Source organism: Streptomyces sp. NBC_01498 (assembly GCF_036327775.1).
In the GTDB taxonomy this organism is placed as follows: domain Bacteria; phylum Actinomycetota; class Actinomycetes; order Streptomycetales; family Streptomycetaceae; genus Streptomyces.
The window spans coordinates 2585929-2608395 of sequence record NZ_CP109598.1 but is presented as its reverse complement, the minus strand read 5'-3'; the positions used below and the strand labels follow the sequence as shown (position 1 = coordinate 2608395).

At 72.0% G+C, this 22467-nt stretch carries 24 protein-coding genes and 1 pseudogene; 12 read left to right on the top strand and 13 right to left on the bottom strand.

Going from position 1 to position 22467, the window contains the following annotated elements; translation table 11 throughout:
- Window positions 1-4: 4 nt before the first annotated feature.
- The 5 genes from OG875_RS10865 to OG875_RS10845 all read right to left on the bottom strand — a co-directional run bounded on the left by OG875_RS10865 (window position 5) and on the right by OG875_RS10845 (window position 3575).
- Window positions 5-601 carry a DUF305 domain-containing protein gene (locus tag OG875_RS10865; RefSeq protein WP_330174024.1) on the bottom strand — a complete coding sequence of 199 codons (597 nt, stop codon included), beginning with the start codon at window positions 599-601 and terminating at the stop codon, window positions 5-7.
- Window positions 602-804: 203 nt separating this feature from the next.
- Window positions 805-1776, bottom strand: coding sequence for a DUF1996 domain-containing protein (locus OG875_RS10860; RefSeq protein ID WP_443079097.1), 972 nt, complete (start codon window positions 1774-1776; stop codon window positions 805-807).
- Between the two features lie 126 nt (window positions 1777-1902).
- Window positions 1903-2088 carry a hypothetical protein gene (locus tag OG875_RS10855; protein ID WP_330174023.1) on the bottom strand — a complete coding sequence of 62 codons (186 nt, stop codon included), beginning with the start codon at window positions 2086-2088 and terminating at the stop codon, window positions 1903-1905.
- Between the two features lie 153 nt (window positions 2089-2241).
- Window positions 2242-2988 carry an isocitrate lyase/PEP mutase family protein gene (locus OG875_RS10850; RefSeq protein ID WP_330174022.1) on the bottom strand — a complete coding sequence of 249 codons (747 nt, stop codon included), beginning with the start codon at window positions 2986-2988 and terminating at the stop codon, window positions 2242-2244.
- Window positions 2989-3017: 29 nt separating this feature from the next.
- Window positions 3018-3575 carry a carboxymuconolactone decarboxylase family protein gene (locus tag OG875_RS10845; RefSeq protein WP_330174021.1) on the bottom strand — a complete coding sequence of 186 codons (558 nt, stop codon included), beginning with the start codon at window positions 3573-3575 and terminating at the stop codon, window positions 3018-3020.
- A 212-nt stretch (window positions 3576-3787) separates the two neighbouring features.
- Here OG875_RS10845 and pdxR point away from each other — a divergent pair, with 212 nt between their 5' ends.
- The 4 genes and pseudogenes from pdxR to OG875_RS10825 all read left to right on the top strand — a co-directional run bounded on the left by pdxR (window position 3788) and on the right by OG875_RS10825 (window position 7256).
- Window positions 3788-5266, top strand: a complete 1479-nt coding sequence (pdxR, locus tag OG875_RS10840; RefSeq protein ID WP_330174020.1) for a MocR-like pyridoxine biosynthesis transcription factor PdxR — start codon at window positions 3788-3790, stop codon at window positions 5264-5266.
- Between the two features lie 138 nt (window positions 5267-5404).
- Entirely contained in the window at window positions 5405-6457 is a 1053-nt protein-coding gene (locus OG875_RS10835; protein ID WP_330174019.1) for a protein kinase family protein, read from the top strand.
- A gap of 32 nt (window positions 6458-6489) precedes the next feature.
- Window positions 6490-6795: pseudogene (locus OG875_RS10830) on the top strand (ArsR/SmtB family transcription factor); the annotation flags it as partial.
- 68 nt (window positions 6796-6863) lie between these two features.
- Window positions 6864-7256, top strand: coding sequence for a VOC family protein (locus OG875_RS10825; RefSeq protein WP_330174018.1), 393 nt, complete (start codon window positions 6864-6866; stop codon window positions 7254-7256).
- A gap of 85 nt (window positions 7257-7341) precedes the next feature.
- On the opposite strand, the gene OG875_RS10820 is transcribed toward OG875_RS10825, so the two are convergent.
- Complete coding sequence (locus tag OG875_RS10820) at window positions 7342-7995, bottom strand: CatB-related O-acetyltransferase (protein WP_330174017.1); 654 nt, start codon at window positions 7993-7995, stop codon at window positions 7342-7344.
- 284 nt (window positions 7996-8279) lie between these two features.
- Here OG875_RS10820 and OG875_RS10815 point away from each other — a divergent pair, with 284 nt between their 5' ends.
- On the top strand, window positions 8280-8564 hold the full coding sequence (locus tag OG875_RS10815; RefSeq protein WP_330174016.1) for a hypothetical protein: 285 nt from the start codon (window positions 8280-8282) through the stop codon (window positions 8562-8564).
- Window positions 8565-8601: 37 nt separating this feature from the next.
- Window positions 8602-9783, top strand: coding sequence for a glutathionylspermidine synthase family protein (locus tag OG875_RS10810; RefSeq protein ID WP_330174015.1), 1182 nt, complete (start codon window positions 8602-8604; stop codon window positions 9781-9783).
- A 206-nt stretch (window positions 9784-9989) separates the two neighbouring features.
- On the opposite strand, the gene rocD is transcribed toward OG875_RS10810, so the two are convergent.
- The 4 genes from rocD to OG875_RS10790 form a co-directional block, all read right to left on the bottom strand.
- Entirely contained in the window at window positions 9990-11195 is a 1206-nt protein-coding gene (gene rocD / locus OG875_RS10805; RefSeq protein WP_330174014.1) for an ornithine--oxo-acid transaminase, read from the bottom strand.
- A gap of 141 nt (window positions 11196-11336) precedes the next feature.
- Window positions 11337-12089: a hypothetical protein gene (locus OG875_RS10800; RefSeq protein ID WP_330174013.1), complete on the bottom strand. Its 753-nt coding sequence runs from the start codon at window positions 12087-12089 to the stop codon at window positions 11337-11339.
- Window positions 12090-12255: 166 nt separating this feature from the next.
- Window positions 12256-12846, bottom strand: coding sequence for a hypothetical protein (locus tag OG875_RS10795; RefSeq protein WP_330174012.1), 591 nt, complete (start codon window positions 12844-12846; stop codon window positions 12256-12258).
- Window positions 12847-13285: 439 nt separating this feature from the next.
- On the bottom strand, window positions 13286-13984 hold the full coding sequence (locus OG875_RS10790) for an RNA polymerase sigma factor (RefSeq protein ID WP_330174011.1): 699 nt from the start codon (window positions 13982-13984) through the stop codon (window positions 13286-13288).
- Window positions 13985-14051: 67 nt separating this feature from the next.
- Between OG875_RS10790 and trpS the strand changes: the two genes are divergently transcribed.
- A complete protein-coding gene (gene trpS, locus OG875_RS10785; RefSeq protein ID WP_330174010.1) occupies window positions 14052-15062 on the top strand; it encodes a tryptophan--tRNA ligase in 1011 nt (336 codons plus the stop codon).
- A gap of 433 nt (window positions 15063-15495) precedes the next feature.
- Window positions 15496-16092 carry a 2'-5' RNA ligase family protein gene (locus OG875_RS10780; RefSeq protein ID WP_330174009.1) on the top strand — a complete coding sequence of 199 codons (597 nt, stop codon included), beginning with the start codon at window positions 15496-15498 and terminating at the stop codon, window positions 16090-16092.
- 126 nt (window positions 16093-16218) lie between these two features.
- Here the strand turns inward: OG875_RS10780 and OG875_RS10775 are convergent, their stop codons facing one another.
- Window positions 16219-16974 (bottom strand): decaprenylphospho-beta-D-erythro-pentofuranosid-2-ulose 2-reductase, encoded by a 756-nt coding sequence (locus OG875_RS10775; protein WP_330174008.1) that lies wholly within the window; start codon window positions 16972-16974, stop codon window positions 16219-16221.
- Window positions 16975-17015: 41 nt separating this feature from the next.
- Window positions 17016-17177: a hypothetical protein gene (locus OG875_RS10770; RefSeq protein WP_330174007.1), complete on the bottom strand. Its 162-nt coding sequence runs from the start codon at window positions 17175-17177 to the stop codon at window positions 17016-17018.
- A gap of 164 nt (window positions 17178-17341) precedes the next feature.
- Between OG875_RS10770 and OG875_RS10765 the strand changes: the two genes are divergently transcribed.
- Window positions 17342-18295, top strand: a complete 954-nt coding sequence (locus tag OG875_RS10765) for a YihY/virulence factor BrkB family protein (RefSeq protein WP_330174006.1) — start codon at window positions 17342-17344, stop codon at window positions 18293-18295.
- A gap of 209 nt (window positions 18296-18504) precedes the next feature.
- On the opposite strand, the gene OG875_RS10760 is transcribed toward OG875_RS10765, so the two are convergent.
- On the bottom strand, window positions 18505-19794 hold the full coding sequence (locus tag OG875_RS10760; protein ID WP_330174005.1) for a D-alanyl-D-alanine carboxypeptidase family protein: 1290 nt from the start codon (window positions 19792-19794) through the stop codon (window positions 18505-18507).
- Window positions 19795-19933: 139 nt separating this feature from the next.
- On the opposite strand from OG875_RS10760, the gene OG875_RS10755 reads away from it, so the two are divergent.
- From OG875_RS10755 to OG875_RS10745, 3 genes are all read left to right on the top strand, one after another.
- Complete coding sequence (locus OG875_RS10755) at window positions 19934-20236, top strand: SCO4848 family membrane protein (RefSeq protein ID WP_330174004.1); 303 nt, start codon at window positions 19934-19936, stop codon at window positions 20234-20236.
- A gap of 14 nt (window positions 20237-20250) precedes the next feature.
- Window positions 20251-21528: a metallophosphoesterase gene (locus OG875_RS10750; protein WP_330174003.1), complete on the top strand. Its 1278-nt coding sequence runs from the start codon at window positions 20251-20253 to the stop codon at window positions 21526-21528.
- A 99-nt stretch (window positions 21529-21627) separates the two neighbouring features.
- A complete protein-coding gene (locus OG875_RS10745) occupies window positions 21628-22419 on the top strand; it encodes a cold-shock protein (protein WP_330174002.1) in 792 nt (263 codons plus the stop codon).
- Window positions 22420-22467: the final 48 nt, after the last annotated feature.

The window sequence follows — 22467 nt, the reverse complement described above, 5'->3', positions numbered from 1 at the left end:
CCGGCTACGAGGTGGCGCGCTCCAGGTCGTCCAGGGTGTCCAGTTCGGCCTGCCGCGTTGTGATCAGCGAGGCCGCCAGCTTCTTCGCCGCCGCCTCGCTGCCCGCGTCGACCTCGGAACGGGACAGCTGCACGGAGTGCTCCAGATGCTCACGGATCTGCGTGACGACGAGCGTCTCGAAGGCCGGTCCCGCGGCGTCGCGCGCCTTCGCGAGATCGCCGGGCGTGACCATGCCGGGCATCTCGTGACCCTCGTGAACGTTGGTGAGCGGCAGGCCGAGCTGGGTCAGCATCGGTCGCATACGGCCGAGTTCGGCACGGTGCCCGGTGGCCAGTTCCTTCGCCCAGCCGCGCAGCCGGGGATCGGCGGACCGGTCGACCGCCATGGTCAGCAGTTCGACCGCGCCCTCGTTCATGGGCGTCATGAGCTGGAGCCAGGCGATGTCGGTCGTGCCGTTGAGCGTGCTGACCGGGCTGGGCTGTACGGGAGTTGGCGTGGGCGACGCGTCGCCACCGGCCGCCGAGGAGGACGAGCAGCCCGTCACGGCCAGAGCGGCGAGGAGAGCGAGGAGGGCCGCCGCCGTACCGCGTACCGCCTTCATGGGGGAGTCCTTCCGTGGGGAGCCGTCTTGGACGAGAGGGCGCGAGATGTGAGGGCACGAACGAGAGAGCACGGACGAGAGCGTGAACGGGGAGCGCGGGCACGGGCTCCCCGGCCTGGGACGGGGAGCCCGGCGGAGGGGCGGATGCCCGGGGTCCGGCCGGGGCGGCGCAGCCCCGGCCGGACCGATCAGGACCGTTCCCGTCAGGAAGGCCGTCCGTCCGCACCGCACTTGATGATGGGACGGATGCAGTCGCGTACGCGCCGCTCCATCTCCGCCACGGGCCAGACGTTGAAGAAGTCGCCGTGCATCGTGTAGCCGCGACCCGACGCGAGGGAGAGCCGTGCCGGGTTGCCGTTGACCGGGTACCTCAGCACCTGGCGCAGCTTCGGCACCGGCACCGGGTGGGTCGACGGGCAGGCGCCCGCCACCGGGTACGACATGTGGCTCTTGTGGTCCGCCGAGTCGAGGTCACGCCCGTTCCAGCACTGCGGGAAGTCCAGGTACGACTCCAGCATGGCCCCGGCCGGGCAGTTGACGAAGTCGGTCGACGGATTGACCTCGCCGTGGTGCAGACACGACCAGCGCGCCCGCGTGTTGTCGTTCGGGCCGGTCGCCTTGGCGTTGCCCGCCACGATCCGCAGTCCGTACGGCAGCGGCTGCGTCTGGGCGATGATGTCGTCCCGCACGCCCTCACCCAGGTAGTAGAAGGTGGTGCCGGTCGGCTCCACCTCCCGGGTGCCGTCGTACATGGTCGGGACCCAGTACGACGAGAGGTCCTCCTGCGGAGCACACGTGCTCCGGCCGCGCGCCAGACTGTTCACGTCGGAGCGCGCGTTGGTGGTGTCGTTGCCGAAGAAGCTGTGCATGTGCGAGCCGCCGGGCAGCCCGGGGGCGACGATCGGGTCGTCCGGGAGCCGGTGGCTGTACGGACACTCGGCGAGGAACTCCGAGACGCGGACGACAGCGGCACCCTTGGTGCCGGACTGCGCCTGCCCGCTCGCGGCTGACTCGGTGCTCGCACTGCTCATGTTGGCCTGGAACAGCGTCGCGCCGAGCGCGACGAGGGCCAGGGCGACGACGCGCCGCCGCCAGGACATCAGTCCTTTGCGCAGGGGCGAGCCGGTACGGGAGTCGCGGGGGGTGCGCGGGGTGCGGGAGGGTCTGTGGAGCACGGCACTCCAATCCGAGGAATGGGGGGGTTCCTTGATCACGTCAGAGAGCGCTCTCTTGCGCTGAACGTAAGAGCGGTGCCCAGGGGTGTCAATAGATGCGGCAGCACCAGTCAAGTGGCCCCATATTCAGGGGAGTTGCTCGTTATGAGAGTAGGAGAGCGCTCTCTTGTTCCGGGCGTCCGGGATGGGCGAAATCGGTGACGGGGAGGCGCGGTGGGCGGTGCCGTACACGGTGCCGTGCGCCGGGTCGTACGCCGTGCCGTGCGCCGGGTCGTACGGCACCGCGTACGGCACCCGCGCTCCGACCCTCACCCGGCTTCGGCACCCGGCCCCGCGTTCCCGCCCGTGCCCGGCTCCCTGACCCCGCGCCCGGCCCCCGCCCCGGTGTCCTTCCCACGCCGTCCCCGCCCCGGCGTCTCGCCGCGCCGCCCCCGCACCCGCCCCGCCCCCCCGGGCCCCGTGGCGTCAGCCGCGCAGCCGCGCCGCGCTCTCCCGGACCGCCGCCATCGCCTGCCGCTGGAGCCCCGGCCCGAACGTGACGCGCGTCGCGCCGAGCCTGCCCAGCCCGGCGAACTCCGCCGGGTCGCCCGGAGCCGCCCAGACGTTGAGCGGGCCCTCGATCCCGGCCCGGAGCGCCGGGATCGCCTCGCGGGGCACGGCGATCGGGTACACGCAGTCGGCCCCGGCGGCGACGTACAGCCGGGCGCGGGCGATCGCCGCCGCCGGGTCGGGCACGCCACGGAGGAACGTGTCGACGCGCGCGTTGACGAACAGCGCGTCCCCGGCCGCCGCGCGCACCTCCGCCAGCCGGTCGGCCTGTTGGCGCGGGTCCTTGAGCCGGCCGCCGGCCGAGTCCTCCAGGTTGCAGCCCACGGCGCCCGTGGCCAGCAGCCGCTCCACCAACTCGGCGGGCGCCAGTCCGTACCCGTCCTCGATGTCGGCGCTGACCGGCACGGGCGGCGTGTCGCCGGTGGAGACGGCCCGCACGATACGGGCGACCGCCGCGAACATCTCGTCCGGCGGGGTGGAACCGTCCTCGTACCCGAGCGACGCCGCCACCCCCAGGCTCGGCGTCGCCAGCGCCGGGAAACCGGCCTCCGCGAAGACGCGCGCGCTGGCCGCGTCCCAGGGGCCCGGCAGGACCAGCGGATCCTCGGGCGCGCGGCCGTGGTGCAGCGCGCGGAACACCGTCACCGGGCGGTCCGCGTCCACGCGAGCGACCCCGGCGGGGCGGTCCGCCGTCACGCGAGCGACCCGGGCGTGTGGTGGCCGGGAACCATCCGTGTCGTCACGGCGAACCGGTTCCAGGAGTTGATGACCGTGATCGCCGCGATCAGATGGGCGAGTTCGGCCTCCTCGAAGTGGGCCGCCGCCCGCTCGTACACCGCGTCCGGCACGAAACCGTCCGTCAGTACGGTGATCGCCTCGGTCAGCTCGATCGCGGCGATCTCCTTCGCCGAGTAGAAGTGGCGGGCCTCCTCCCAGGCGGTGAGCTGGACGATCCGCCGCGCCGACTCCCCGGCGGCCAGCGCGTCCTGCGTGTGCATGTCCAGGCAGTACGCACAGTGGTTGAGCTGCGACGCACGGATCTTCACCAGCCCGTACAGCACCGGATCCACGCCACGCCGCACGGCCCGGTCCAGCCCGACCATGGCCCGGAACACCTCGGGCGCGAGTGCGGCCCACGCCATCCGTGGCCGGTGCTCGGGGGCCCGGTCGGTCCCGTGAGTCCCGTCGGTCCCGTGGGTGTGGGCCGTCGTGGCTGTGGTGGCCTGTTCGCTGTCGTTCGTCGTCGTCATACCCATGACGCTACCCGCCTGGTGGCGCAGCGGTATGGTCCATTTCCATGACGGAATCATGGGCCAATTCGCCGGGCGGCCGGGAGCGGTCGGAGAGCGACGGGCGGCCGGTATCCCCCGCCTTCTCCACCTCGTCCCTTGCCCCCGCCTCGCCCGCCTCCTCCGCCACTTCCGCTGCTGAGGTCGCTCCGGTCGCGCCTGTCACCCCTGTGGTGCCGGCCACGTCCGCGGCGTCTGTCACCTCGGTCACCGTCGGCTCCGATCTGCATCTGGAGGTGCGCGGTCCCGGGCTCCGTACGGGGTTGATGGACGCGCTGCGCGAGGCCGTCCGCACCGGGCGGCTGACTCCCGGCACCCGGCTGCCCTCCTCCCGTACGCTCGCCGCGGATCTGGGCATCGCCCGCAACACCGTGGCCGACGCGTACGCCGAACTCGTCGCCGAGGGCTGGCTCACCGCGCGGCAGGGCTCCGGGACGCGGGTCGCCCGGCGGGCCGCGCCGCGCGCCCGGACCCCGAGCGGCCCGCCCGCGCGGCCGGCGCGGCCCACGCCCACGCACAGTCTGCGGGTCGGCACCCCGGACCTCGGCTCGTTTCCGCGGGCGGAATGGCTGGCCGCCGCCCGCCGGGCGCTGGCCGTCGCGCCGTACGACGCGTTCGACTACGGCGACGAGCGCGGGCGGCCCGAACTGCGCGCCGCCCTCGCCGACTACCTGGCCCGCACGCGCGGCGTGTACGCCGACCCCGAGCGCGTCGTGCTGTGCTCCGGGTTCGTGCACGGGCTGGCCCTGATGGGGAGGGTGCTCGCGGCCCGCCGGGGACGACCCACGGGGAAGGCGCGGGGCGGGGCCGCCGGGAAGGCGCGGGCGGTGGCCGTGGAGTCGTACGGGCTCGACTTCCACCGGGACATCCTGACCGCCGCCGGACTGCGTACGCCCGCGCTCCCGCTGGACGAACTCGGCACCCGCACGGCGGAGTTGGCCTCGGGCGAAGGCGAACTGCGCGGCGTCGACGCGGTGCTGCTGACCCCGGCACACCAGTACCCGACCGGCGCCGCGCTCCACTCCGACCGGCGTGCGGAAGCGGTCGACTGGGCGCGGCGCACGGGCGGGCTGATCCTGGAGGACGACTACGACGGGGAGTTCCGTTACGACCGCCAGCCCGTGGGCGCCCTGCAAGGACTCGACCCGGAACGGGTGGTCCATCTGGGCACGGCGAGCAAGTCCCTGGCTCCCGGGCTGCGGCTCGCGTGGATGGTGCTGCCCGAGGCACTGGTGGGGGAGGTGACCGGGGCGAAGGGGCGGGTCGGCACGGTGCCGAGCGCCCTGGACCAGCTCACCCTGGCCGAGTTCCTCGCCTCCGGCGCGTACGACCGGCACGTCCGGTCGATGCGCCTGCGCTACCGGCGCCGGCGCGACCAGCTCGTGGAGGCGCTGGCGGCGCGCGCGCCGGAGTGCCGGGTGACCGGTATCTCCGCCGGACTGCACGCCGTGGTCGAGCTACCGCCGGGCAGGGGTGAACGCGCCATGACCGACTCGGCGGCCCGCCACGGCCTGGACATCCGGGGCCTGTCCGCCTTTCGCCACCCCTCGCTCCCGCCCGTTGCCCGCGAGGCCCTGGTCATCGGCTTCGGCGCGCCCACCGAGAGCGCCTGGCCGGGGGCGCTGGACGCGCTGTGCCGGGTGCTGGAGTGAGCGCTCTCCGGTGGTGCGTCGGGCGGCGGGCGGGCAGCCCCTTCGGTGCGGCGGCGGCCGGGCGCGGGCCGGGCGCGGGTCTGACAAGCTGAGCCGCCCGGCGGCACACCGCACCGATCCGAAGTCGAGGCACCGACCATGAACCAGGCACTGCGCACGCGGCGGTTGGCCGACTTCGCCGCCGTCGGAGCCGTCCTCGCGCCGCTCGGCGACCGGCGGCTCGGGCAGCTCGTCGCGGGGGCCGACCCGCTCGGGGCCGGGATCGGCGGTCGGTCGGGGGAGCTGGACGTCGGCGGCAGGCGCGTTTTCGTCAAGCGGATCCCGCTCACCGAGCTTGAACTGCGTCCCTCGCACGCGCGGTCGACCGCCAACCTCTTCGGGCTGCCGCTCTTCTACCAGTACGGCATCGGCTCCGCCGGATTCGGTGCCTGGCGAGAGCTCGCCACCCACACCCTGACCACCCGGTGGGTCCTCGATGACGCCGACGCCTACCAGGGTTTTCCGCTGATGTACCACTGGCGGGTGCTGCCCGGTTCCGCCCCCGACGGATTCGTGGACGGGTTCGGCGGCATCGACAAGGCCGTCTCGCACTGGGACGGTTCACCCGCCGTACGCCGGCGGCTGGAGGCCCTCGGGGCGTCGACGGCCGAATTGGTGCTGTTCCTTGAACATGTGCCGCACACACTCGGCGGTTGGCTGGCCGAACGGCGGCACGGGGCGGACGGGGAGCCGTCGCCGTACCCCTGGGTCGTGGACGCCCTGACCCGTGGCGCCGACTTCATGAGCGCGCGCGGGCTGGTCCACTTCGACGCCCACTTCCGCAACGTCCTCACCGACGGGCGGCTGATCTACTTCGCCGACTTCGGGCTCGCCCTCAGCTCCGGCTTCGAACTCGCCCCGCCCGAGGCCGACTTCCACGCGCGTCACCGGCTGTACGACCGCTTCTACACGACGACCCATCTCATCCGGCACCATCTGTTCGACGACGAACGCGACGATGCGCGGCACGTCCGGTTCCTGCGCGCGTGGACGGCCGGGCGGCGGCCGGAGGGCGTACGCGATGACGTCGGCGCGCTTCTGGACCGGTACGCGCGTTCGGCGCTCGTTTTGGAGGAGTTTCAGGGGCGGCTGCTCGGCGAGAGCAGGCGGACCGTGTTCCCGGCGGACGAGATCGAGCGCGCTCTCTCTTGATAGGCAAGTGAATGTTTGCCTATGCTCGGGTCGTGGCCGACGACGTCTTCAAAGCCCTGGCCGACCCGACCCGTCGCATCATCCTGGACGAGCTGACCGAGCACAGCGGCCAGACGCTCTTCGAGATCTGCTCGCGGCTGAGCATGAGACACCGGCTCGGCCTCTCACGCCAGGCGATCTCGCAGCACCTCGCGGTGCTGGAGGCCGCCGGGCTCGTCGAGACCCGGCGGGAGGGCCGCTACAAATTCCATGACCTGAACACCGCCCCGCTGCGGCAGATCACCGAGCGGTGGCCCACCACGCCCACCACACCCGCCACGACAGGTCCGCGCCACTCGCCTGCCGTACCCGGCCAACCCACAGCACCGGACACGTCCGTCGCGTCCCCCTCGGAAGAGAGCACCCCGTGAAGATCCATCTGACCAGCGTCTTCGTCGACGACCAGGCCAAGGCCCTGACCTTCTACACCGAGGTCCTCGGCTTCGTGAAGAAGCACGACGTCCCCTTGGGCGAGACGGACCGCTGGCTCACCGTCGCGTCGCCGGAGGAGCCCGGCGGGACCGAACTCCTCCTGGAGCCCCTCGGCCACCCGGCCGCCAGAACCTACCGCGACGCGCTCGTCGCGGACGGGATCCCGCTGGCCCAGTTCGCCGTGGACGACGTCACGTCGGAGCACGAGCGCCTCACCGGCCTCGGGGTCCGCTTCGTCCAGGCCCCTCTGGAGATGGGACCGGTCACCACCGCCGTCTTCGACGACACGTGCGGCAATCTGATCCAGATCGCCTCCCAGGCGCAGTAGCGGGTCCGGTCCCGTCGGCGGCCGGTCCCGCCGTCGCGACAGCTCGTCAGGACAGCTCGTCAGGACAGTCCATCGCGACGGTCCGTCACGACACCGGGGCCACCGCCGCCAGCTCCGCCACGCTCCCCGACATGATCGTGCGCACATGCGCGGTGATGTGCTCGACGGGCCAGTCCCACCACGCGATCGACAGCAGCCGTTCGACGTCCGCGTCCCCGTGGCGGCGGCGGATCAGTGTCGCGGGGTTGCCCCCGACGATGCCGTAGTCCGGTACGTCCCCGACCACCACCGCGCCCGACGCGATCACCGCTCCGTGGCCGATCCGGACACCGGGCATGACCATGCTGCCGTAGCCGAACCACACGTCGTTGCCCACCACCGTGTCACCCCGGCCGGGCAGCCCGGCGAGGAGATCGGCGTGCTCGCTCCAGGAACCGCCCATGATCGGGAAGGGGAACGTCGAGGGCCCGTCCATCCGGTGGTTGGCGCCGTTCATCAGGAAGCGCACCCCCGTGCCCAGCGCGCAGTACTTCCCGATGACCAGCTTCTCCGGCCCGTAGTGGTAGAGCACGTTCCGCGTCTCGAACGCCGTGGGCTCGTCGGGGTCGTCGTAGTAGGTGAAATCCCCGACCTCGATCAACTCCGAGGTGATCAGCGGCTTCAGCAGCACCACCCGTGGCTGGCCGGGGATCGGGTGGAGCAGGGTCGGATCGGCGGGACGGCCGACGGCGTCGGACATGGCGCTTCGCTCTCCTCGGGCTCGGCTGCGACGGGCTCCCGCCGTTTGGCGAGCAAGGCGGCAACGGGTCACCGCATCCTGCCCGACGGGTCGTTCCGCCGGACAATGGGTTTTTCTCCCTCGCCACGCCCGTCCCACCCGGAACAAAGGCCGTAAAAGGGTGGGGATGGCGGTCAGTTGGCGCACCACCTTGGCCCCTGCGGCAACCGGGCATCTAGTGTGTGCGGCGAGCACGGGATTGACAGGGTCGGCGAACCGGCCGGCAGACGGGGGAGGACGGGGCCATGGCCGCCGCGAAACAACGCAGGCTGCGGTCGAGCACAGTGGTGCTCGGCGGTATGGGGATACTCGCTTTGACGATCACCTCGTGCGGGTCCGAGCCGGACCGGCGCTGCGCCGACCGCAACTCGTACGAGGAACTGTCCTCGAACGAATGCGACGACGACGGCAACGGGGCCTACTACTACGGCGGCAAGAGCAGCAAGGGCCGCGTCCACGGCGGCAGCTTCGACAAGTCGGCGGTCGACCGGGGCGGCTTCGGCTGTTCCTCCGGCTCCGGCGGCGGATGAGCGTGCGCCGCCGCCCCACGACGCCGGGCACGCGCTGATGCGGCGGCGGACCATCGAGCCGCGCCCCGGCTGGCAGCAGACCGTCGAGGAGCAGGGGCTCGTCTACCCGCTCACCCGCCACCCGGACGGTTCCCTGCGACCGTACTGGGACGAGAGCGCCTACTACGTCTTCTCCCTCCCCGAGGTCGAGGCCCTCGAAGCCGTGGTCGAGGAACTGCACGCCCTGAGCCTCGCCGCCGCCGCCCACATCGTGAAGAACGACCGCTTCACCGACCTCGGCATCACCGACCGCCGGCTGGCCGCCCTGATCACCGAGTCCTGGCGGCGCCGGGACGAACTGCCCTCCATATACGGGCGGTTCGACCTCCGCTACGACGGAACCGGCCCGGCCACGATGCTGGAGTACAACGCCGACACCCCCACCTCCCTGGTCGAGGCCGCGAGCCCGCAGTGGTTCTGGATGGAGGAACGATTCCCCGGCGCCGACCAGTGGAACTCCCTCCATGAACGGCTGGTCGAAGCCTGGCGCCGCCAGGCGCCGCTACTGCCGCCGGGCCCCCTGCACTTCGCCCACTCCGAGGGCGACGAGCTGGGCGAGGACCTGATGACCGTCGCCTATCTGCGGGAGACGGCCCAGCAGGCGGGCATCGACACCGAGGCCCTGTCTGTCGAGCAGATCGGCTGGGACCGGCTGACCAGGCGTTTCGTCGACGAACGGCTCCGTTTCATCCGCAGCTGCTTCAAGCTCTATCCGTGGGAGTGGCTGACCACGGACCGCTTCGGATCGCGCGTGCTCGACACCCTCGACAACGGCGGCGGCACCGGCAGCACCTGCTGGATCGAGCCCGCCTGGAAGATGCTCCTCTCCAACAAGGCGCTGCTGGCGATCCTCTGGGAGCTCAACCCGGGCCACCCGAACCTGCTGCCCGCCTATCTCGACGGGCCCCGCGAACTCGCCCTGAACGGTGGTTACGTCTCCAAGCCGCTGCTCGGCCGCGAGGGCGCCGGAGTCGTCGTCCACGAACCTGGCCTGGCCCCGGTCGTACGCGAAGAGGCGTGCTGCTACCAGGAGTTGGCGCCGCTGCCGGACTTCGACGGCAACCGGGTCGTGCTCGGCGCCTGGGTGGTCGAGAACGAGGCCGCCGGGCTCGGCATCCGGGAGTCCTCGGGCCTGATCACCGACGAGTACGCCCGCTTCCTCCCGCACGTCATCCTGTAGCGGGAAGAGTTCCCCGGACGCCGGGCGGGCTGTCCCGGATCCGAAGGACCGCCGTCCGGACCCGGGGAGGGTGGCACAGGCCCGACAGTCCGTCCGGACCCGGGTGGCCGGGTGCCCCCGCCCGTCGCACGCCCGACCCCCCGGTCCCGGCCCGCCGAGTTCTCCGGCGCCCGACCGCCCGACCACCCGCCGCCCGTCGGCCCCGCCTACCGGGTCAGGACCGCCCCCAACTGCTCCAGTCCCCAGTCCAGATCCTCCTTGCTGATGACCAGCGGCGGTGCGATCCGGATCGTGGAGCCGTGCGTGTCCTTCACCAGCACCCCCCGGCCCATCAGCTTCTCGGAGATCTCCCGGCCCGTGCCGTACGACGGAGCGATGTCCACGCCGGCCCACAGGCCCCGGCCGCGCACCGCCTCCACCGCGCCGCCGGTCGTCATCAGCCCCAGCTCGTGGTGCAGATGATCGCCCAGCTCCGCCGCCCGCTGCTGGTACTCACCCGTGCGCAGCATCGCGACCACCTCCAGGCCCACCGCGCACGCCAGCGGATTCCCACCGAACGTCGACCCGTGCTCGCCCGGCCGGAACACACCGAGGATCTCGGCCGACGACACCACCGCCGACACCGGTACCACCCCGCCGCCCAGCGCCTTGCCCAGCACATACATGTCGGGCACCACGCCCTCGTGCTCGGAGGCGAAGGTCTTGCCGGTCCGGCCCAGCCCCGACTGGATCTCGTCGGCGATGAACAGCACGTTCCGGTCCCGGGTCAGCTCCCGTACGCCGGAGAGATAGCCCGGCGGCGGCACCAGCACCCCCGCCTCGCCCTGGATCGGCTCCAGCAGGACGGCGACGGTGTTGTCCGTCATCGCGGCTTCGAGGGCGGCGAGATCCCCGTACGGCACGATGTCGAAGCCCGGCGTGTACGGCCCGTAGTCGGCACGGGCCTCCTCGTCGGTGGAGAAGCTGATGATCGTGGTCGTACGGCCGTGGAAGTTGTCCGCCGCGACGATGATCCGCGCCGCGCCGTCCGGGACGCCCTTCCGCCGGTAGCCCCACTTGCGAGCCGTTTTGACGGCGGTCTCCACCGCCTCCGCGCCCGTGTTCATCGGCAGCACCATCTCCATGCCGCACAGCTCCGCGAGCTGCGTGCAGAAGTCGGCGAACCGGTCGTGGTGGAACGCCCGCGAGGTGAGCGTCACCCGGTCGAGCTGGGCCTTGGCGGCGTCGATGAGACGACGGTTTCCGTGACCGAAGTTGAGCGCCGAGTAGCCGGCGAGCATGTCGAGGAAGCGGCGTCCCTCCACATCGGTCATCCACGCGCCGTCCGCCGAGGCGACGACGACGGGCAACGGGTGGTAGTTGTGTGCGCTGTGCGCCTCCGCAGAGGCGATGGCACGCTCTGTTGTCGCCACGGGTTCTCCGTTCGGTCGAGACAAGCCATCCGGTCGGGGCGGGGTAGTGCCCCTGTTTCTATCGTCACTCGCCGGTGCGGACGAAGAAACCTTGCCCCCGGCGTGCCTGGAGAGACAACCCCACGGGCGGACCCGGTTGGATCACGTGTCCGGAAGCTGACGGCGCCCACCCGGCCCCGCCCTCCGTCCGCCCTGTCCGGACAGCGGCCGGGGCAGCCTCCCGGCCAGTGGACGCAGTACCAGACCGAGCACCACTCCTGTCCCCAGCGCCGGTATCGCCCACCACCGGCCGTCCCCGCCGCCGCCCGAAGCTGCTGCCGCCGTCCGCCGCTCCGGAACCCGCGTCCACTCCTTCGCGGACGGCGACGGCGACGCGGCGCCGGACCCGGAGTCCTTCTTCTCGCCCATGACTCCGATCCCCGTCAACAGCGCTCGCAGCGCGGCCGGTTGCTTCGCCCGGTGCCAGACCCCGGTCTCCGGCTCCGTCGCGTTGATCGACGTGTGTATCCAGACCGTCGAGGTGTCCGAGCCGGGATACACCCGGTCCCACCGCCAGGGCCAGGTGTCGTGGGCCATCCATGTGACATTGATCTGCCGTGCGTCCTCGGCCGGGTCCAGCGATGAGGGGCGCTTCGCCGGGCCCTCCGGCGGCCTCCCCGGCTCCTCGCGGCCAGTCTCCGCACTGGTCGGCTCCTGAGCGCCGAGCTGCTGGCTCAGTGCCTCGTACTCCGCGTCGCTGTAGTAGAGCGATGCCGTCTCCGCCCTTTCCGGGGAGGCGATCAGCACGCTCGTGGGTCCACCGGCCGACGCGCTGGGGATGAACAGCATGGTCAGTGCCGTCACCGCGAACAGGACGGCGAGCTGCCCGGCCCTGCTTGTACGGAGAAGCCGCATGATTCCCCCTGCCGACGCCCGCCCCGGACGGTCCGGACCGTGTTGGCGTCACTTCCTGTACACCGCCCGGAACGGACTGGTTCCCATTCCCCGGCACCGAGGGCCGGGGGACGAGAGTCGGGTCACGGGACGACGGGACGACGCGGCAGGGGGTTGGCGCACGCGGTCAGGGCATCGATTCCGCGACGGCCTTCGCGTGGTCCAGCGAGCCCACGCCTTCCAGCCGCAGCGTCAGCGATTCGCCGTCGCCGCTCCCGCCGCCGTACTCCCAGAGCAAGGTGGGACCCGCTGTCCGCGCCGAAGCCGTCCAGTGCGTACCCCGCCTGTCGATCATGCGGAACCGCAGCAGATGCGGATCGGCGAACCACAGGCCCGGAGTCCCGTTCGACTCCCCGGTGTTCAGCGCCACCCACGTGACCTCCTGCCGGATCTGCTTCGAGAACATCAGGTCGAGGCCGGCCCGGAACTGTTCCAGTCGTACAGTCCGGCCGCCGGAGTCCGTCCAGCACAGACTGATGACCGGACGGCCCTCCGCCCCGTCGACCGACACCCGGTGAGGCGCCCCCAAGGCGGTCGGGACCCGTGGTGCGAATCCCGCCTCTCGCTCCGCTTCCCCCATCGAGACCGGATCGGCGCAGCCCGGCGCCCGCGCGTTCGGACCGGGTGTCGCCCTCGGGTCGTATCTCACCCGGACCCCGCCGAAGTCGAACCAGTCCGCCACGGCCGCGCGCACCGGAGGCGTCAGCGTCAGCGCCACCAGCAGCCCCGCGAGTCCGGCCGTCCACGTACGCCTTCCGCGTCGTGGCAGCCCACGGACCCGCACGGCACGAGCGGCCCGCCCCGACGTCCGATCGGGCACCCGAGCCACCGGTCGAGCGGACAGACGAGCCGGGACCTGAGCCGGAATCAGCGTCCGACCCGACCCCGGGCCCGACTTAGATGCCGACGCCAGCCCCGACTCAGAACCCGACCCCGCACCTGGATCAGATTCCCGTTCCGGTTCCGACGCCAGGGCCGGTGTCGGTGTCGGCGTCCGCGTGGACGACGGCACGGGAGCCGCATCGGCGAGGAGTTGGGCCAGCACCCGCTCCGCCATGGTCTCGCCGTCGACGTCCGGCAGCCGCATTCCGCGACCCAGCGCCCGCAACTCCCTCTCCAGCTCCGCCCCGCGCCCCTCCTCCTCCGCGCGCTTGTCGTCAGCCACGGTCGCCACCCCCTTTCTCTCCAGATGGCTTCTCCGCAGACGGCTTCGCCACATTCGACTTCGCCACGGACGGCGACGATGACGGCGATTCCGGCGCGGGGCCGGACGTCAACAGCCCGCCCATCAGCTTCAGCGCGCGGCTCAGCCGTGATTTCACCGTGCCCCGAGGCCAGCCCAGCGCCTCCGCCGTCTCCGCCTCACTCATCTCCAGCAGATAGCGGCACGCCACCACATCGCGGTGGTCGTCGCTCAACTCGTCCAGCGCCGACCACAGTTCGGCATTGCGCTCCTCCTCCATCGCGGCCACCGCCGGGTCCGCCGATTCCGGTATCAGCGGCTCGTCCCGCAACAGGGCCGCCTCACGGCCAGCCACCGCCCTCAGCCGGACGGCGGACCGCACGGTGTTCCTCGTCTCGTTGGCGACGATCCGTATCAACCAGGGCCGGAACGGCGCACCGTCCCGGAAACTCCCCAGCGACAGATACGCCTTGATGAACGCGGACTGCACCACGTCCTCCGCATCCGCGCCCGCGCCGCAGGCCACCGCCACCCGGAGCGCGATCCCCGTATAGGCCCGCACCAACTCCGCGTACGCCTCCCGCTCGCCGGAACGCACACGCGCGACCACAGCCGACTCGTCCGCGACCGTCAGGGTGCGGCCCCCCTCAAGCGTCCCCTCCCGTGTCCTCACACCTTGGATACACCGGTCACCGGAGATCCGTTCCCGACCTGTCGGTGCCACCTGAGACAATGTCCGTATGGTCACTCGTCCTCGCGCGCTCTCCGGTATCCAGCCCACCGCAGGCTCGTTCCATCTCGGGAACTACCTCGGTGCGATCCGGCAGTATGTGGCGCTGCAAGAAACGCACGACGCCTTCTACATGGTCGTGGACCTGCACGCGATCACGATCCCGCAGGAGCCCGCCGCGCTGCGCGCCAACACCCGGCTCGCGGCGGCGCAGCTGCTCGCCGCCGGTCTCGATCCGCAGAGCTGCACCCTCTTCATCCAGAGCCATGTGCCCGAACACGCGCAGCTCGGCTGGGTGATGAACTGTCTGGCGGGCTTCGGCGAGGCGTCCCGGATGACGCAGTTCAAGGACAAGTCGGCCCGGCAGGGTGCCGAGCGCGCGACCGTCGGACTGTTCACGTATCCGATCCTCCAGGTCGCCGACATCCTGCTCTACCAGGCGGACGCGGTGCCGGTCGGCGAGGACCAGCGCCAGCACGTGGAGCTGACACGTGACCTTGCCGAGCGGTTCAACACCCGGTTCGGTGACACGTTCGTCGTCCCCCGGCCGCACATCGTCAAGGAGGTCGCGAAGATCTACGACCTCCAGGATCCGACGGTCAAGATGAGCAAGTCGGCGTCCACGCCGAAGGGCCTGGTCAATCTGCTGGACGACCCCAAGGTCACCGCGAAGAAGATCAGGAGTGCCGTCACCGACACCGGCACCGAGATCCGCTTCGACGCCGAGGCCAAGCCGGGCATCAGCAATCTCCTCACGATCTTCGCCACGCTCACCGGCACTCCCGTCGCGGATCTTGAGCAGCGGTACGAGGGCAAGGGATACGGCGCGCTGAAGGTGGATCTGGCGGAGGCCATGGTCGACTTCGTCACACCGTTCCGCAGCCGTACCCAGGAATATCTGGACGACCCGGAGTCGCTGGACTCGATCCTGGCGGAGGGCGCCGAGAAGGCCCGCGCGGTGGCGGCGGAGACGCTCGCCCAGGCGTACGACCGGGTCGGCTTCCTGCCCGCGAAGCACTGAGCAGGCGCCGAGCACGCCCTGAGCGCGCGCTCGGGACGCTTTGAGCAGGCGCTGAGCAGGCGGGTCGGCGGACGGCCCGGCAGGCACCGACCACGCGTCGGGCGGGCATCGGGAAGGCACCGGATCCACGCCGGGCAGGGGCCGCCGAAGCGGTGAGGGGTCCTGGTCCGGCGGGCCACGCGGGACCCTCCCGTTCCGCCCGGGTCCGCCGCCTGGCCTCTTATCGCATCCGGGCCGCCCGCGCACTGCTGACCAAGGACCCTGGCCAGCAGTGCGGTACGAGCGTCACACTGACTCCGGGACGGAACCGGCCACACCCGTGGCCCTTGCGTCCCGGCGCCACCGCAGGACCAGCGGCACCCGGCAGGACTCGCAGCACCCCGCAGGACCCGAACCACCCGCGACAACCGCACACCACATGGAGGAGAACGACGTGGGGACCGTAACGCTCGGCGTTTCGATCGCGGTCCCGGAGCCGTACGGCAGCCTGCTCCAGGAGCGCCGCGCGGGCTTCGGCGACACGGCCGCGTACGGCATCCCCACCCACGTCACCCTGCTGCCACCGACCGAGGTCGACGCCGCCAAGCTGCCCTCCGTCGAGGCGCACCTCGCCTCCGTCGCCACGGCGGGCCGCCCCTTCCCGATGCGGCTCTCCGGCACGGGCACCTTCCGTCCGCTGTCGCCGGTCGTCTTCGTCCAGGTCGTCGAGGGCGCCTCGGCCTGCACCTGGCTCCAGAAGCGGGTCCGGGACGCGTCAGGTCCGCTGACGCGAGAACTCCAGTTCCCCTACCACCCGCATGTCACCGTGGCGCACGGCATCTCCGAGGAGGCGATGGACCGGGCGTACGGGGAGCTGTCCGACTACACGGCCCATTGGAGCTGCGCGTCCTTCGCCCTCTACGAGCAGGGCCCGGACGGTGTCTGGCGCATGCTGCACGAGTACGCCTTCGGCGGCGGTACGGAGATCGCGGGAGTGCCCTCGCAGAGCACCCCCGCCGGCCTGCCCGCCACCTCGTCCCCGCGTACGTAGCCGGCCCGCAGGCCCGCGCGCCGGACCGGCACTCGCCGGCCCGCAGGCCCGCGCGCCTAACCGGCACTCGCCGGGACACCGCCCGCACACCAGCCCCGCCACCTCCGTCCACCGCCCTCGGCGGACTCAGATCGGCAGTCGCCGGAACACGGCCCTCGGCAGGTGCCGTACCAGCGACATCGCCACCCGCAGCGCCCCCGGCACCCACACCGTCTCCGAGCGCCGCCGCAGCCCCAGCTCCACCGCCACGGCCACCGCCTCCGGAGTCGTCGCCAGTGGCGTCTGCTCGCGCCCGGCCGTCATCCGCGTCCGTACGAAGCCGGGCCGTACGACCATCACATGGACGCCCGTGCCATACATGGCGTCCCCGAGCCCCTGCGCGAACGCGTCCAGACCCGCCTTGCTCGACCCGTAGATGAAATCCGCCCGCCGCGCCCGCTCGCCCGCCACCGACGACAGCACCACCAGCGAACCGTGTCCCTGTGCCTGCATCGCCGCCGCGCACACCAGCCCCGCCGAGACGGCGCCCGTGTAGTTGGTCTGGGCGACCCGGACGGCGGCCGAGGGGTCGGCCTCGTCGTGCGCCTGGTCACCGAGGACACCGAAGGCGAGGAGCGTCATGTCGATGTCGCCCTCCGCGAAGACCTTGCCGAGGACCTCGGCGTGCGCGCCCGGGTCGAGAGCGTCGAACTCCACGGTGCGCACGTCCGCGCCCTGCGTACGCAGCTGGTCGGCGGCGGCGTCCAGCGCGGGCGACGCGCGCCCGGCCAGCCAGACCGTACGCGTACGGCGGGCGATCAGCCGGCGTGCCGTGGCGAGCCCGATCTCGGACGTCCCACCGAGGACGAGCAGGGACTGCGGGATGCCGAAGGCGTCCTTCATGGTGCGGTGCTCCTTGCGGGGAGAGTGCGGTGCGGGATGGTTCAGACGGAGAGGGCGGAGAGGGCGGGACGGGTGGCGGCGGCCGTCGGGGCGGTGCGGCCCCGTCCGGCGACGCGGCCGGTGACGCGACGGCCGGCAACCCGGTCGGTGACGGGGCGGCCGGTGACGGGGTCACGGACGGGGCCGGTGATCGCGGGAGGCATGGACGAGACGGTATCGCCCGTAACGTCATTCTTTGCGCAGTAAGCCGCTATTGATGGCGTACTCGTATGAATGGGTGGTTCGCGGGTGTCGGTGACCGGTGACGTGAGATCGGGCTTCCGGGGTACCCGACCGTTGGTTCCCCGATCCCAGGGCAGGTCTCCGTATGGACTGGCTGAAAAAAATCCCCGTCGTGGGCCCCCTCGTGGCCCGGCTGATGCTGACCCACGCCTGGCGTTCGTACGAGACCCTGGACCGCACCCACTGGACCCGCCTCGCGGCGGCCATCACGTTCATCAGCTTCCTGGCGATCTTCCCGCTGATCACCGTCAGCGCGGCGATCGGCGCCGGGCTGCTCAGTCAGGACCAGCTCGACCGGCTCCAGAACAAGATCAGCGACCAGGTCCCCGGCATCTCCGACCAGCTCGACCTCCACTCGCTGGTCGACAACGCGGGCACCGTGGGGCTGGTCGCGGGCGCGCTGCTGCTGCTCACCGGCATCGGGTGGGTCGGCTCGATGCGGGAGTGCCTGCGCGCCGTGTGGGAGCGGGACGACGAGGAGGAGGGCAACCCCTTCGTCACGAAAGGCAAGGACGCGGTCATCCTCGTCGGCCTCGGCGCCACCGGCCTCGCCTCGTTCGGCGCGTCGGCCCTCGGCTCGACGGCCATCGGCTGGACCGCCGACCGGCTCGGCATCCCGGAGGGTGGCGTGGGCGGGGTGCTGCTCCAGATCGCGGCGATCGTCGTGGCCGCCCTGGGAGGCTTCCTCATCCTGCTGTACGTGCTGACGCTGCTGCCCGGCGTCCATCCCCCGCGACGCCGGCTGATCGTGGCCGCGGTCATCGGCGCGATCGGCTTCGAACTGCTGAAACTGCTGCTCGGCGGCTATGTGCGGGACGTCGCGGGCAAGAGCATGTACGGGGCGTTCGGGGTGCCCGTCGCACTGCTGCTGTGGATCAACTTCACGGCCAAGCTGATGCTGTTCTGCGCGGCCTGGACGGCGACACCGAGCAAGGACGAACCGGCCGGCGGCGAGCGGGAGTCCGTGTCGGCGGGCGGGGGCACCGGAGGGACATCGGCGGGAGCGACGGCGCAGGGCACCGCTCCCCGGCCGACGTGATCCCGGACCGGGCACTCCGAAGAGGCGACTCCGGGCCCCGCCTGATCCCGGACCCCCTGATCCCCGGACCGGCCTCAGGTTGTCAGTCCGGCCCCCGCCTGATCCCCGGACCGGCCTGACCCCCGGACCGACCGGGGCCAGGTCGTCAGGCCCGCCTCCGCCTGATCCCGGCCCCCGCCCGATCCCCGCGCCGGCCCGCCGTTCCTGCTCTAACCCCCCGTACGGCGCTTGACCAGATCCGGCAGCGGCCAGCGGCGGTTCACCAGGAACACCGCGGCCGCCAGCAACAGCAGCGCCCCGCCCGTCACGGCCACCGCGATCCCCATGCCGCTCGCCCCGGGCTTGTCGCCCAGCCCGGCCTGGTCCGTCCCGCCACCCCCGTCGCCTTCACCGTCGCCCGTACCGCCCGCCTCCGTCCGGCCCACGGCCTCCTTCTCGGAGTCACCGCCGACCGTTCCGGGCTTCACCAGTTCGCCGACCGGCTCGACCTTCCCGGCGGCCGTGAAGCCCCAGTCCAGCAGCCGGCTCGTCTCCTGGTAGACCGCCAGGCTCTCGTCGTCGGAGGGGCTCATCACCGTCACCAGCAGGACCCGGCCGTCGCGCTCGGCGACCCCGGTGAAGGTCGAGCCCGCGTTGGTGGTGTTGCCGTTCTTGACCCCGGCGATGCCCTTGTACGGGTCGAGACCGGCATCGCCGGTCAGCAGCCGGTTGGTGTTCTGGATCTCGAAGGTCTCCCGCTTCGGGGCTTTCTTGCCCTTCTTCGGCTTCTTCTCCTCGCCGGGGAACTGCACCCGCACGGTTGACGCGTACTCCCGGAAGTCGCTCTTCTGAAGCCCGGAGCGGGCGATCAGCGTGAGGTCGTACGCGCTGGAGACCTGGCCCTTCTCGTCGTAACCGTCCGGCGAGACCACGAAGGTGTCGAGGGCCTGGAGCTCCTTGGCGTGCTTGTTCATGTCGGCGACGGTCTTCTCCACGCCGCCGTTCATCTGCGCCAGCACATGCACCGCGTCGTTGCCGGAGCGCAGGAACACCCCCATCCACAGATCGTGGACGGTGTACGTGCTCTCCTCCTTCACCCCCACCAGACTGCTGCCCTCGCCGATCCCCGCCAGGTCCTCGAACGTCACCTTGCGGGTCTGCGTCTTCGGCAGCACCGGCAGGACCGTGTCCGCGAAGAGCATCTTCAGCGTGGACGCGGGTGGCAGCCGCCAGTGCGCGTTGTGCGAGGCCAGGATCTCGCCGCTCTCCGCGTCCGCGACGAGCCAGGACCGCCCGGTCAGCTTCTTCGGCAGCACGGGCACGCCCGGCGCGAGGTTGACCTGGGTGCCCGGCTTGCCGAGCAGCGCACCGCCCACCGTGGACATCGACGCCGGCGGCTTCGGCTGCTTGTCCTCCGACCGGTCCGCGGTCGCGTCGTCCGCGAGGACGGGCGCGGCGGTCAGAACGGGCAGCAACACGGCGGCGAGGACCGTCAGCACGGTCTTTTTCAATGCGGGCACGGTCGGAAACGTACATGCCCGGCCTGACGATCCGAACACCGGCGGCCTGACCCGCCGCCACCACCGCCGGGACAGACCACTTTCCGGCCACCCCCGCCCCCCGGTAAGCGGTGGGAAGGCCTCCGGCGATACTGGATTCATGAAGCTCAGCCGCCCCGTGTCCTGGTTCCTGCTCTCCTTCGGGGTGTGGAGCTGGTTCATCTGGATCACCTTCGTCAAGAACCTGTGGCAGGACGGCAGCGGACTCGCCTTCGACGACGCCGGTGACCCCACGGGGTACTTCTGGGTCCATCTGCTCCTCGCCGTCACGTCCTTTCTTCTGGGGACGGGAGTCGGGGCGGTGGGGTTCCGCGGACTGCGCGCGTCGCGGACCCCGGACGGGGGCGGGTCGCGGAACGAACGCGGTGACGAGCACGTAGTACAGAGACAGCGACAGGGATAAAGGGGAATCGGCTCGTGATCGTCGTGGGTGTACTGATGGCGGTTGCCGCCGTCGCGCTGGTGGCCGGCGCGCACTACTACATATGGCGGCGTCTGGTACGCGACACGACCGCCACCGGGGGCACGGCCCGCCGGATCGGCACCGTCGTCGTCGTGGCCCTGCCGCTCCTGGCCTTCGCGGGCGTGTCCGTCGGGCGCGTCGAGGGAGCGCCGTTCGCGCTGAAGCAGATCCTCGGCTGGCCCGCGTACATGTGGCTGGCGACGCTGCTGTATCTGCTGCTCACGCTGCTGGTCGGCGAGATCGTACGGCCGGTGCTGCGCCGGGTGCTGGAGCGCCGGGCGGCGGCGCCCGGTGAGGCGGAGACGGCGGAGCGGACCGCTCCCGTCGAGGAGCCCGCGACCGTCGGCGCCCCGGCCGCGCCGGCCGCCACGACCCCTCCCGGCGCGCCGGAGCGCCCGGCCGCCGACCCCTCCCGGCGGTTGTTCGTCTCCCGCGTCGTGGGCGGCGCCGCTGCCGCCGCCACGCTCGCCACTGTCGGCTACGGCACCGCGAACGTCCTGAGCGGCCCCACGATCAAGCGCGTCACCGTGCCCCTGGCGAAGCTGCCGCGCTCCGCCCACGGCTACCGCATCGCGGTCGTCAGCGACATCCACCTCGGCCCGCTGCTGGGCCGGGCGCACGCGCAGCGCATCGTGGACACCATCAACTCCACCAACCCCGACCTCGTGGCCGTCGTGGGCGACATGGTCGACGGTACGGTCGCCGACCTCGGCCCGGCGGCCGAGCCGCTGGCGGGGCTGCGGGCCAAGCACGGCTCGTTCTTCGTCACCGGCAACCACGAGTACTTCGGCGACGCCCGTGAATGGATCGACCGCGTACGGGAGTTGGGCCTGCACCCGCTGGAGAACGCGCACGTGGAGCTGGCCGGGTTCGACCTGGTCGGCGTCAACGACCTCGCGGGCGAGGACGAGGGCGAGGGCCCCGACTTCGCGAAGGCGCTCGGCGGACGCGACCCGGCGAGGACGTCCGTGCTCATGGCGCACCAGCCCGTCGTCATCCACGACGCGGTCGAGCACCGCATCGACCTCCAGCTGTCCGGGCACACGCACGGCGGCCAGATGTGGCCGGTGAACTACATCGCGGCAGCCGCCAACCCGACCCTGGCCGGACTTGAGCGGTACGGCGACACCGCGCTGTACGTGACGCGCGGCGCCGGGGCCTGGGGCCCGCCCGTCCGGGTCGGCGCCCCCGCCGACGTCACGGTCGTCCAGCTGGCGTCCCGCCAGGCGTAGGCCGCCGGGACCCTCGTGAAGGGCGCCGTCCCCCGGGCGCCGTCTCCAGGCGCCGTCCCCCCGGGTGCCGTCCGCCGCCCCGTCGGCGACAGTCGGAGCATGATGCGCGCCGAGGACGTACTGGCGGTCCTGGAACTGCTCGAACGGGCCGCCGTCGAGGTCTGGCTCGACGGCGGCTGGGGCGTCGACGCCCTCCTGTGCGAGCAGACCCGGCCCCACGAGGACCTGGACCTCGTCGTACGGGCCGAGAGCCTGGAGCACTGCGGGCGCGCGCTGCGCGACCACGGCTTCCGGCTGTCGGGCCAGGACGGGCCGTACCCCCCGGCCCGGGTGGACGACGCGGGCCGGCGGATCGACGTCCGGGCCCTGGAGCTGGACGTCACTCGAACGCATGAACGGGACGCGGCTTCGCTGACCGGCAGCGGACGTGTCCGGGGCCGCCGGGTCGACTGCCGTACGGCGGAGTCCCAGATCGCCGCCCACACCGGCTACCCGATCGGGGCGGACGACGAACGGGACGTCCTGGCCCTGCATCACCGCTTCGGGGTACCGCTGGCCGGGCGGGTGCGCACCTGGCACGAGGCGGCGGGATGGGGCGTGCTGGACGCCGACAACCTCCGGGACGACGTGTGGGCGCACTTCTCGGCCGTCGAGGGCGACGGGCGCGTCGAGCCGAGCGCGGGCCAGACCGTCCTCTTCTCCGTCGAGGACGCCCCGGACGAGGACCCTTCGGTGGAGGGCGCGGCACGGGGCGGCTGCCGCCGCCGCGCGCTGACCGTCCGTCCGGCGAGTCCGGTGAGCCCGGCGCTCGCCCGGCACGTTCACGGCGCGGAAAGGCCCGCCCCGTACGGCCGTTACGGCGTCGTACGGGGCGGGCCCTCACCGGACTGAGCGCGCGCCCCCGGAAACGGTGAGCCGGAAGCGGCGTTCCGCAAGCGG

What these genes read in the sequence shown, in the direction of transcription:
- OG875_RS10755 (WP_330174004.1), top strand. Translation starts at nt 19,934, where the DNA reads ATGAAGCTCAGCCGCCCCGTGTCCTGGTTCCTGCTCTCCTTCGGGGTG.
- OG875_RS10845 (WP_330174021.1), bottom strand. Translation starts at nt 3,575, where the DNA reads ATGACGACGACGAACGACAGCGAACAGGCCACCACAGCCACGACGGCC.
- OG875_RS10810 (WP_330174015.1), top strand. Translation starts at nt 8,602, where the DNA reads ATGCGGCGGCGGACCATCGAGCCGCGCCCCGGCTGGCAGCAGACCGTC.
- OG875_RS10835 (WP_330174019.1), top strand. Translation starts at nt 5,405, where the DNA reads ATGAACCAGGCACTGCGCACGCGGCGGTTGGCCGACTTCGCCGCCGTC.
- OG875_RS10815 (WP_330174016.1), top strand. Translation starts at nt 8,280, where the DNA reads ATGGCCGCCGCGAAACAACGCAGGCTGCGGTCGAGCACAGTGGTGCTC.
- OG875_RS10800 (WP_330174013.1), bottom strand. Translation starts at nt 12,089, where the DNA reads ATGCGGCTTCTCCGTACAAGCAGGGCCGGGCAGCTCGCCGTCCTGTTC.
- OG875_RS10770 (WP_330174007.1), bottom strand. Translation starts at nt 17,177, where the DNA reads ATGCCTCCCGCGATCACCGGCCCCGTCCGTGACCCCGTCACCGGCCGC.
- trpS (WP_330174010.1), top strand. Translation starts at nt 14,052, where the DNA reads ATGGTCACTCGTCCTCGCGCGCTCTCCGGTATCCAGCCCACCGCAGGC.
- OG875_RS10820 (WP_330174017.1), bottom strand. Translation starts at nt 7,995, where the DNA reads ATGTCCGACGCCGTCGGCCGTCCCGCCGATCCGACCCTGCTCCACCCG.
- OG875_RS10765 (WP_330174006.1), top strand. Translation starts at nt 17,342, where the DNA reads ATGGACTGGCTGAAAAAAATCCCCGTCGTGGGCCCCCTCGTGGCCCGG.
- OG875_RS10865 (WP_330174024.1), bottom strand. Translation starts at nt 601, where the DNA reads ATGAAGGCGGTACGCGGTACGGCGGCGGCCCTCCTCGCTCTCCTCGCC.
- OG875_RS10775 (WP_330174008.1), bottom strand. Translation starts at nt 16,974, where the DNA reads ATGAAGGACGCCTTCGGCATCCCGCAGTCCCTGCTCGTCCTCGGTGGG.
- OG875_RS10745 (WP_330174002.1), top strand. Translation starts at nt 21,628, where the DNA reads ATGATGCGCGCCGAGGACGTACTGGCGGTCCTGGAACTGCTCGAACGG.